6 protein-coding genes are annotated in these 11043 nt (G+C 59.2%); 5 read left to right on the forward strand and 1 reads right to left on the reverse strand.

Going from position 1 to position 11043, the window contains the following annotated elements; translation table 11 throughout:
• Positions 1-29 precede the first annotated feature (29 nt).
• Positions 30-956, forward strand: a complete 927-nt coding sequence (locus tag HB376_RS37960) for a LysR family transcriptional regulator (protein WP_255631814.1) — start codon at positions 30-32, stop codon at positions 954-956.
• A 22-nt stretch (positions 957-978) separates the two neighbouring features.
• Here the strand turns inward: HB376_RS37960 and HB376_RS37965 are convergent, their stop codons facing one another.
• Complete coding sequence (locus HB376_RS37965) at positions 979-1893, reverse strand: LysR family transcriptional regulator (RefSeq protein ID WP_213768824.1); 915 nt, start codon at positions 1891-1893, stop codon at positions 979-981.
• 104 nt (positions 1894-1997) lie between these two features.
• On the opposite strand from HB376_RS37965, the gene metE reads away from it, so the two are divergent.
• The 4 genes from metE to HB376_RS37985 all read left to right on the forward strand — a co-directional run bounded on the left by metE (position 1998) and on the right by HB376_RS37985 (position 10747).
• Entirely contained in the window at positions 1998-4277 is a 2280-nt protein-coding gene (gene metE / locus HB376_RS37970) for a 5-methyltetrahydropteroyltriglutamate--homocysteine S-methyltransferase (RefSeq protein WP_213768825.1), read from the forward strand.
• A gap of 273 nt (positions 4278-4550) precedes the next feature.
• The gene (gene atzF, locus HB376_RS37975; protein ID WP_213768826.1) at positions 4551-6380 is read left to right on the forward strand and encodes an allophanate hydrolase; all 1830 of its coding nucleotides are present in this window, start codon (positions 4551-4553) and stop codon (positions 6378-6380) included.
• Positions 6381-6392: 12 nt separating this feature from the next.
• Positions 6393-10004: an urea carboxylase gene (uca, locus tag HB376_RS37980; protein ID WP_213768827.1), complete on the forward strand. Its 3612-nt coding sequence runs from the start codon at positions 6393-6395 to the stop codon at positions 10002-10004.
• Between the two features lie 26 nt (positions 10005-10030).
• Positions 10031-10747 (forward strand): GntR family transcriptional regulator, encoded by a 717-nt coding sequence (locus HB376_RS37985; protein ID WP_213768828.1) that lies wholly within the window; start codon positions 10031-10033, stop codon positions 10745-10747.
• Positions 10748-11043 lie beyond the last annotated feature (296 nt).

Raw genomic sequence — 11043 nt, forward strand, 5'->3', positions numbered from 1 at the left:
ATTGGTATGGATTAAGGGGGGTAATCAATATGCAGCATGAAGCGCTGCTTCATAACATGGCGATGCTGCCTGACCTGCTGCCGGGTATTGCCGCCTTTGCTCGCGTGGCGCACCATGCCAGTTTTACGCGCGCCGCGGCCGAGCTGGGTGTGTCGCCGTCAGCCTTGTCGCAAACCATGCGCACGCTGGAAGGGCGCCTCGGCGTGCGCTTGCTCGACCGTTCGACGCGCCGGGTCGGGTTGACTGAAATCGGACAGCGTTTCCTGCAGGATGCACAACCGGCGCTTGCCGCGCTCGCGACCGCCGTCGACGGAGTCAACGAATTACGTGACAAGCCTGCCGGCCTGCTGCGCCTCAACCTCTCGCGCACGGCGGCGGACATTCTGGTGATGCCTCATCTGGTCGACTTCCTGGAGGCCTATCCCGACATCACCGTGGAAATGCATTGCGACAACGCGCTCGTGGATCTCGTCGGCGGGGGCTTCGACGCCGGGATTCGCCTTGGCGAGAACCTGGCGCAGGACGTGGTAGCCGTGCCGTTCGGCGGCCGGCATCGTATTGCGACCCTCGCGGCGCCACGCTATCTGGCAGGACGCCCGCTGCCGCGCAAGCCCGAGGACTTGCGCGCGCACAGGTGTATCAATGTTCGTCTCGCGGGCAGTATTTATCGCTGGGAATATACGCACAAGGGCCGTGACTTCGACATTGAGGTGCCTGGGCCGCTGGTGACCAACGACGGCGATATCATCCTCGCGGCTGTCCGTGCTGGCGCCGGCATTGGCTGCGCGTTCGAAGTCCAGGTGCACGACGACATTCAGGCCGGGCGCCTGATTGCGCTGCTGAAGCCGTGGTGGCCCACGTTCCCCGGGTTTTATCTCTACTACCCCAGCCGTGTCCACGTTCCCCGCAAGCTGCGCGCGTTCGTGGATTTCATGCAGGATCGATTGAATCGATAAGGGCTGGAAGAGCTTAGGATGCCTATGCGTGTTCCGTTTCCACCGTTACATTCCAGTCGGACCCACGCGCAAGCTCAACAAAGGCGCTCAGATAATCGATCGTCGTATCCGTTTCACGGACGCCCAGAAAGATCTGCTTGGCGATGCCTTTTTTGCCCAGCCGGACCGCATTCACCGCGACCTTGTCCGCATACTCTTCAACCAGCCAGCGCGGTAACGCGGCCACGCCCCGACCGCTTGCGACCATTTGCAACATGATGTCGGTGGTTTCTATGACCTTGTGCCGCTTCGGCATGACGTTCGCCGGCATGAGGAACTGGTTATAGATATCCAGCCGATCGATCTCGACCGGATACGTGATCAGGACCTCTTCGGCGAGTTCATCGGGCAGGATGAAAGGTGCTTGCGCCAGCCGATGCTGCCGCCCCACCACCAGTACCTGCTCATAGTCGAACACGGGCTCGAAGCGCAAGCCGGGTTTTCGCAACGGATCCGGCGTGACCAATATGTCGATGTCATAGCCGAACAACGCGCCTATGCCGCCAAACTGGAATTTCTGTTTGACGTCGACATCCACGTCGGGCCAGCGTGCGAGGTAGGGCGACACCACCTTGAGCAGCCACTGGTAGCAAGGATGGCATTCCATGCCAATGCGCAGCGTCCCACGCTGTCCCAGCGCGAATTGCCTCATGCGTTCTTCCGCATGTTCCATCTGCGGCAGCACGCGGTTCGCGAGCGCCAGCAGATACTGCCCCGCCTGCGTCAGGCGCAGGTTGCGACCGTCGCGGCTCCATACGGCGGTCCCAAGCTGCTGCTCCATCTTCTTGACGGTATGGCTAAGCGCGGACTGCGTCAGGCACAGCACGTTCGCGGCCGCTGTCAGCGAGCCGTGACGGTCGACTTCCCGAATAATGGCCAGATGAGTTCGTTCGAGCATGTGTCGTCCATGAAAGGAACTAATCGATCAATGAGAAAAGACCATTATATTTCATAGACCACGCAACCTATGATCGAGCCGTTCATTTCAGGAGCGGCACATCAATGGTCACGACGCACAATTTGGGTTTCCCCCGTATCGGCGCAAAACGCGAACTGAAATTCGCGCAGGAAGGTTATTGGAAAGGGCAGTCGTCACGCGACGAACTGACCGGGTTGGGCGCACAACTGCGCCAGCGGCACTGGGAAAACCAGGCCGGCCTTGACCATGTGCCCGTCGGCGATTTCTCGTTCTACGATCAGGTGCTCGACACGAGCTTCACGCTGGGCAACATCCCGGAACGGGTTCGCGGTTTTGACGGCGACCCGCTGGACAATTACTTCCGCGTCGCGCGTGGCCGCTCCGCGCATGACTCGGCTTGCAGCTGCGGCGTGCAGGCTGGCGAGATGACCAAATGGTTCGATACGAACTATCACTACATCGTGCCGGAATTCAGCGCATCGACCGAATTTGCACTCGATGCATCGCGCTTGCTCGATCAGTTGGCACAGGCTCGCAAGCTCGGCGTGAAAGCCAAGCCGGTCATCATTGGCCCGGTGACGTATCTTTGGCTTGGCAAGGCCAAGGACGACTCGGACAAGCTCGCGTTGCTGCCGCGCCTGTTGCCGGTGTATGCAGCGTTGCTTGAACAACTGGCGGCGCAAGGCGTTGAATGGGTGCAGATCGATGAGCCAGCCCTGGTCACTGAGCTCGATGCAACGTGGCAGCATGCATTCGTCACGGCCTACGACGCGTTGAAGGGTTCGAAGGCCAAGCTGCTGCTGACCACTTACTTCGGACAATTGCAGGATAACTTATCAATCGCGTGCAAGCTGCCGGTTCAGGGTCTGCATATCGATGCGATCAACGCGCGTGCCGAGGTTGCGCAAGTGCTCGCGCAGCTGTCTGCGGACAAGGTGCTGTCCCTTGGTGTCATCAATGGCCGGAACATCTGGAAAAGCGACCTGAGCGCCGTGCTGGACTGGCTGGAACCTATTCATCAGACATTGCAGAACCGCTTGTGGATTGCACCGTCGTGCTCGCTGTTGCATGTGCCGGTCGATCTGGCCAGCGAGCAAAAGCTCGATAAGGAAATTCAGTCCTGGCTCGCTTTCGCATTGCAGAAGCTCGATGAACTGAAGGTGCTGGCTCACGCGCTAAACGACGGCCGCCAGTCGGTGCAGGCGGCGCTCGCTGAGAACGGCGCCGCAATTCAAAACCGCCGTTCGTCGCCGCGCGTGCACAACCCGGCGGTCAAGGCAGCGGTTGCGAAAATCGATGCAGCACTTGGCCGTCGCTCAAGCGCTTACCCGCAACGCGCCACGAAGCAGTCGGCCTTGTTGAAGCTGCCGGCGTATCCGACAACGACTATCGGCTCGTTCCCGCAGACCGCTGAGATTCGTCAGGCTCGCAGCCAGTTCAAGACCGGCGAACTGAACGACGCCGGCTACAAGGCCGTCATGCACCGCGAGATCACGCGCAGCGTGCGCGAACAGGAAGCACTAGGTCTTGACGTACTCGTGCACGGCGAAGCCGAGCGCAACGACATGGTCGAGTACTTCGGTGAACAGCTCGACGGTTACGCGTTCAGCCAGTTTGGTTGGGTACAGTCCTACGGTTCGCGCTGCGTGAAACCGCCTATCCTGTTCGGCGACATCAGCCGTCCGAAGGCGATGACCGTAGAGTGGATCAAGTACGCACAATCGCAAACCGCCAAGCCGATGAAGGGCATGTTGACCGGCCCGGTCACCATCCTGAACTGGTCGTTCGTCCGCGATGACCAGCCGCGTTCGGTGTCGTGCCATCAGTTGGCGCTGGCTATCCGCGAGGAAGTGCTGGATCTGGAAAGAGCCGGCGTGCGTGTGATTCAGATCGACGAGGCGGCACTGCGTGAAGGTTTGCCGTTGCGCAAGTCGCAGTGGAACGAATACCTGCAGTGGGCCGTTGAATCGTTCCGTATCACGGCGAATGGCGTGCAGGACGAAACGCAGATCCACACGCATATGTGCTATTCGGAGTTCAACGACATCATTGCGTCGATCGCCGATATGGACGCCGACGTGATCACGATCGAGACATCGCGTTCGGACATGGAGCTGCTGGATGCCTTCGATAACTTCAACTACCCGAACGAGATCGGACCAGGCGTGTACGACATCCACTCGCCGAATATCCCGAGCCAGGAACACATTGTGCAGTTAATGCGCAAAGCGGCCGAGCGTATTCCGGCGGAGCGTTTGTGGGTCAATCCGGATTGCGGCTTGAAGACGCGTCAGTGGGATGAGGTTATCCCCGCGCTCAAGAACATGGTCGCTGCGGCAAAGACGTTGCGCGCGGGCGTGTGAGTTTGATTTAGCGACAAGCATGAATGCGAACAGACGGCCGCCTTCGGGCGGCGCACTGGCATCGGCTAAGAATGTGGCTGGCCGGGCTCGCTACTGGTGCGAACTCGCCCAATTTCCGCTCGTTCGGCGCCACTTTAGGGCGTTCCGCCGCCGCAGGACACGCTGCCAATTTTCCTTTAAAACCTCTCCGAAGCCCATCAACAAAGACCTTCCCACCATTGGCACAACTCTTGTATATGAAGTTCGAAACTTGTACACAAGAGGAAATACCAGATGCTCGGATGGACTATTCCTGACTGGAAACGTGCATACGGAACCGGTGCTAAGCCAGCGGAACTGCTTCACGAACTCAGGGCGTCGCTCTCTGCAGACGACCCAGCCTGGATTTCTATCGTGTCCGCTTCCGGGCTGGACGCTCGCCTGACCAAGCTCGCTCAAAAGCTCGATGCTGTTGGCGGCGATATGGACCGCCTTCCGTTATATGGGGTGCCGTTCGCAGCGAAAGACAATATCGACGCTGAAGGCCTTGAGACAACGGCCGCTTGTCCCACGTTTGCCTATTCACCGGACAAGGATGCAACGATCGTTCGGCGTTTGGCCGATGCCGGTGCGATCATCATTGGGAAGACCAATCTCGATCAGTTCGCAACGGGTCTCGTTGGTGTTCGATCACCTTACGGAGTACCAACTAATACGTTTAATGCGGAATTTGTGTCGGGAGGGTCGAGTTCAGGATCCGCTTCGGTCGTGGCTCGCGGTCTTGTGCCCTTCGCGCTGGGGACGGACACTGCAGGCTCTGGACGTGTGCCTGCCGGGTTGAACAACATCGTTGGCATCAAGCCTACGCGTGGCGCCTTCAGCAATACCGGTGTCGTACCCGCGTGCCGTACGCTGGATTGCGTGTCCGTGTTCGCAATGACCGTGGGTGACGCGGTGGCCGTGTATGACGTGGCGGCTGTCATCGATCTTGAAGATGGCCTTTCACGTGCCGCACCGGAAGCGTCGCGTGATTGGCGTATGCCGGCTGCGCCGCGCATCGCCATTCCCGCTCAACCGGAATTTTTTGGCGATGATTTCGCCGCGCAAGCTTTTCAGGTTGCCATCGGCCAGCTTGAGGCGCAGGGTGCGACCTGTGTGCCGATCGACTTCACCCTGTTCGACGAAGTCGCTGCGTTGCTCTACGACGGCGCCTGGGTGGCCGAACGCTACGCCGCCATTCGCGAATTCGCGACTAACCACGAAGCCGATATCCATCCGGTCGTGCGTGACATCATTTTCAAAGCCAGGGAATTTTCAGCCGCCGATGCTTTTGATGGCGTGTACGAGCTTGCCGATCTCAAGCGCCGCGCCGACGCATTGCTTGCGGGATTCGACGCCATGCTTGTGCCGACGGCTCCCACGCATTATCGAATCGCTGATGTCCAGGCGGATCCCGTGCGTTTGAATAGCCACATGGGGAAATACACCAACTTCGTCAACTTGCTCGACTGGAGCGCGGTGTCGGTCCCTGCGAGTCTTCGCGAAGACGGTTTGCCCTTCGGTATTACGTTCATAGGCGACGCGTGGCAGGAGCGTGGACTCGCCGCGTTTGCCGAGCACTGGCATAACAGCACCGGTCTCGCACGCGGTGCGACCGGCCTGGCACTGAATCTTCAGGACGCAACGTTGTCGGTGCGCGACGCTGCGCCAGCGAACACAATCCGCGTCGCAGTCGTAGGAGCGCATCTGCGTGGAATGCCGCTCAACCATGAACTGGTCAGTCGCGGGGCAAGCTTCGTTGCAAGCACCACTACAGCGTCTAACTATCAGCTGTTTGCACTGGCCAATACAACACCGCCTAAGCCCGGCTTGATGCGTTCCGATAGCGGTGCATCGATCCAGCTAGAACTATGGGACATGCCCCTTGCCGAGTTCGGTTCCTTTGTGGCCGGTGTCGCCGCACCCCTGGGAATCGGTACCGTCAGCCTAGCCGATGGAACCGACGTCAAAGGCTTTATCTGCGAGTCCGCCGGGCTGGACCACGCTGTCGACATCACCCGGTTCGGCGGCTGGGCAAACTACCTCGCCGACAGAAGCAGGACGACCGTACCATCCCACTCCTGATCGGGGACTTCCATGTTCCACACCGTATTGATCGCTAATCGCGGCGAGATTGCCTGCCGCATTGCGCGCACGCTGAGACGCATGAACATACGCTCGGTTGCCGTCTATTCAGACGCTGACCGCAACAGCCTTCATGTCTCCTCAGCCGACGCCGCAATTTCGCTGGGCGGTAACACCGCGGCCGAAAGCTATCTGCGGGCGGATCTCATCATCGATGCGGCGAAGCGAAGCGGTGCTCAGGCGATCATTCCGGGCTACGGTTTTTTGTCGGAGAACGCGGAATTCGCCGCGCGCTGCGAGGCCGAAGGTTTTGCATTCGTGGGGCCGACTCCGCAGCAAATGGAGCAGTTTGGGTTGAAGCATGCCGCTCGCGAGCTTGCTGAACTGGCCGGTGTGCCGCTAACTCCCGGATCGGGCCTGCTTGCCGACGTGTCGGACGCACGACAAGAGGCTGCAAGGATCGGCTACCCCGTCATGCTGAAGAGCACGGCTGGGGGCGGTGGCATTGGTCTCACGCGATGCAATGACGAAGCCGGGTTGATTGCCGCGTTCGAATCAGTCAAGCGATTGGGGCAGTCGTTTTTCGCGAACGCTGGCGTGTTTGTCGAACGTTTTGTCGACCGGGCTCGCCATGTTGAAGTGCAAATCTTCGGCGATGGCCGGGGTAATGTCGTCGCGCTCGGTGAACGAGATTGCTCGTTGCAGCGGCGTAATCAAAAAGTCGTTGAGGAAACACCTGCACCGAATTTAGCGGATGCGGTTCGACAACGGTTGTGGGCCGCTGCGGAGAACCTGGGCCGTTCGGTTTCGTATCGATCGGCCGGTACGGTCGAGTTTATTTACGACGCGCCTCAGGAGGCGTTCTACTTCCTCGAGGTCAATACGCGCTTGCAGGTTGAACACGCGATCACCGAAAGCGTGACCGGTATCGACTTGGTGGAGTGGATGATTTTGACGGCTGCCGGTCATCCGCCCGCGCTGGATCGTCCGATCATCCCGCAAGGGGCGGCAATTGAAGTTCGGCTGTATGCAGAAAATGCGCTGCGTAACTTCGCGCCGAGTCCTGGCACACTGACCGAGGTCAGCTTCCCTCCCGATATCCGCGTGGACGGTTGGGTCGAAACCGGGACGGAAGTGTCCGCTCACTACGACCCGATGATCGCGAAGCTCATCGTGCATGGCGCGGACCGTTCGGCGGCCATTGCGGGGATGACCCGGGCACTCGCCGAAACCCGGCTGGCTGGTATAGCGACAAATCTGGATTACTTGCGGCAAGTGGTGGCGAGCGACGCTTTTCGCACCGGCGATGTCTCGACGCGGTTTCTCGACGCGTTCGTGTATCGGCCGAGCGTGATCGAGGTAGTGGATGCGGGCACTTATACCTCCATCCAGGACTATCCGGGCCGCGTTGGGTATTGGGGCATCGGCGTGCCGCCGTCGGGGCCAATGGATGACTGGGCGTTCAGGCTCGCTAACCGGATCGTCGGTAATCAGCCGCATGCTGCGGGCATTGAAACCACGGTGCTCGGACCTACGCTGCGGTTTCATTGCGATACGATCGTCGCCTTGACCGGTGCCCCGACCGATGCGACGCTGGATGGGAAACCAGTATTGTTCTGGATACCTATTTATATCAAAGCAGGGCAGATCCTGCGCATCGGAAAAGCGACCAGCGGGTGCCGGACCTATCTCGCGGTGCGCAACGGCCTGGACGTTCCGCTGTATCTCGGTAGTCGCGCCACGTTCGCGCTCGGACAATTTGGTGGCCATGCGGGCCGCACGTTGCGCCCGGCAGACGTCTTGCCGATAGCAGATCCCGGCCTGCCGGCGACGGCTGACCTGGCGCCCCTGCACGCCCCGGCGGCGCTCCCTGATTCTCTGGTACCCAGGTATGGGCGTACATGGGATATCGGGGTGTTATACGGCCCGCACGGTGCCCCTGACTTCTTCACGGCGGAATCAATCGAGACATTCTTTGCGAGCGAGTGGGACGTCCACTACAACTCGAACCGTCTTGGTATCCGGCTGAATGGTCCGAAGCCTCAATGGACGCGTTCCGACGGTGGCGAAGCGGGGCTGCATCCGTCGAACGTGCACGACTGCGAGTACGCGATCGGCAGTGTCAATTTCACCGGCGACATGCCGGTGATCCTGACCCGCGATGGCCCGAGCCTCGGCGGATTCGTTTGCGCCGTGACAATTGCGAAGGCTGAATTATGGAAGGTGGGGCAGGTCAAGCCGGGCGACAAGATCCGCTTTCGTGAAATGACGTTCGACGATGCACTCGCGCTGGAACAGGCGCAGGATGCCTTTATCGCAGGATGGGATGCCTCGGTCTTCGCACTTCCAGATGCAAGCGCTGAGCGTGGCTCACCCATTTTGTTCGAGATGGCTGCGTCCGGTGAGCGTCCCAAGACGGTCTTCCGCCAAGCGGGCGACAAGTACATCCTGATCGAATACGGCGAGAACGTTCTCGATCTCAATCACCGTTTTCGCATTCACGCGTTGATGGAGGCTTTGAAGAACAGTCCGGTGAATGGCGTGTGTGAGCTCTCTCCCGGCGTGCGTTCCTTGCAGGTACGTTTCGACAGCCGCGTGATCCATCAACGCGCTCTCGTTGATGCCCTTGCCGCCACGGACGCAACGCTTGCCGGCATCTCCACCATGACGGTGCCCAGCCGTGTTGTGTACTTGCCAATGGCTTACGAGGACTCCGCGACACTCGACGCAGTGATTCGTTATCGGCAATCGGTGCGTGACACGGCCCCTTGGTTGCCCAGTAACACCGAGTTCATCCGGCGCATCAATGGCCTGGAATCGGGCAACGCAGTACGCGATACCATTTTCGAAGCCAGCTACATGGTTCTCGGGCTTGGCGACGTGTACCTGGGCGCTCCGTGTGCCGTCCCCGTTGACCCACGGCATCGCCTGGTCACATCGAAGTACAACCCGGCGCGTACGTACACCGCCGAGGGCACGGTGGGCATCGGCGGCGTCTATATGTGCATCTACGGAATGGATTCGCCCGGCGGCTATCAACTGGTTGGACGCACGTTGCCGATCTGGAACAAGTTCCTCAAGAACGAGATGTTTGTCGATGGCAAACCCTGGCTGCTCAGATTCTTCGATCAAGTGCGCTTTTATCCGGTGAGCGAGCGCGAGCTCGATGTGCTTAGAGACGAATTCAGGGAAGGGCGGTGCGGCGTTCGGATAGAAGAGCAGGTCTTTGATCTAGGCGCATACAACGCTTTTCTTGAAAGTATCGCGCCGGAACTTGAAGTCTTCCGGGCCAGGCAGAAACTCGCTTTTGACGCGGAGGTCGCGCATTGGGCGGCCGATACTACGGCCGATACTCACGTATCGGCCGTAACCGAAACGGCCGGGGAGTTGATCGAAGTTGCGGAGCTATCAGGCTTCGTTGTCTCGGCGGACATTACGGGCAATGTATGGAAGCTCATGGCGGACCCCGGTTCGCGCGTGAATGCCGGCGACCCTCTTTTGATTCTTGAAGCAATGAAAATGGAGTTTCATGTCGCGGCGCCGCACGATGGCATCGTGGGAACATTCCACTGCAAGCCCGGTATGATGATCAACGCTGGGGATCCTTTGGTCTCACTCGAATAATCGGCTCACATCGGTTGGAAAAGCACATGGTGGATACGAAGACGCCCGCGGGTCCGGCGAAAAATGCCAGCAATCTTGCGGCACAAATCTATACGCAACTGAAGGCCGATATTTTCGATTTCCGGCTGCTGCCGGGCGACAAATTCAGCGAAGGCGATATTGCAACGCGCATGCAGGTGAGCCGGACGCCGGTTCGTCAGGCGCTGTTTTGGCTGCAGCGTGAAGGATACGTCGAAGTGCATTTCAAAAGCGGCTGGCAGGTGCGCGCTTTCGATTTCAAATACTTCGAGGACCTGTACGAAGTGAGGGTCATGATGGAGACCTCCGCCATTGCCCGGGTCGTTGCTCTCGATGCAATGGACCGGCTTGATACGTTACGCGAGACATGGTGTGTGCCGGCCGAACACTACCTCGCTGACTCGACAGTCGTGGCAGCGCTTGATGAGGCGTTTCACACCCGCATTGTCGCGGCGGTGGGCAACGACGAGATGGCCCGCATTCATCAGGACGTAACGGAGCGCATCCGGATCATCCGTCGCCTGGATTTTACGAAGGCGCCACGTATCGATGCCACCTACCGGGAGCATGGTGAAATCCTGTCGGCGATCTTCGAAAAAAATGTCTCCGGCGCACAAGAGATGATCCGTGCGCACATTGCGGAGAGCCAGGCCGAAGTGAAGCGCATCACGCTTTACATGCTCCATTCCGCACGCGAGCGTTACGCCAGTCAGGATGATTCGTAGCGCACCTCCGAAAGCGTGCACACCGCACCAGTTTTGAGCGCGTACGCACCGTGCCTAGTCAGTCAGCAGGCCTGTGATTGACTGTCGAACACCGGAAAGCCTTTTCTACAAAGGCTTTCACGTCCTTGGCCCAGAATTTGCGAATGGTATTCCGTCTTGTATCCAAGACTAAATCCAACTTACATTCTGGTTAAGGACGGTCAATGAAAAAGCGTGAGTTCCTGAAGGTCGCATCGGCAGCGGGGGTTGCAGGCGTAGTTGGCAAGATCCCTTCGGCTTTCGCTCAAAGCGACAAA

It is taken from the genome of Caballeronia sp. dw_19, assembly GCF_018449515.1.
In the GTDB taxonomy this organism is placed as follows: domain Bacteria; phylum Pseudomonadota; class Gammaproteobacteria; order Burkholderiales; family Burkholderiaceae; genus Caballeronia.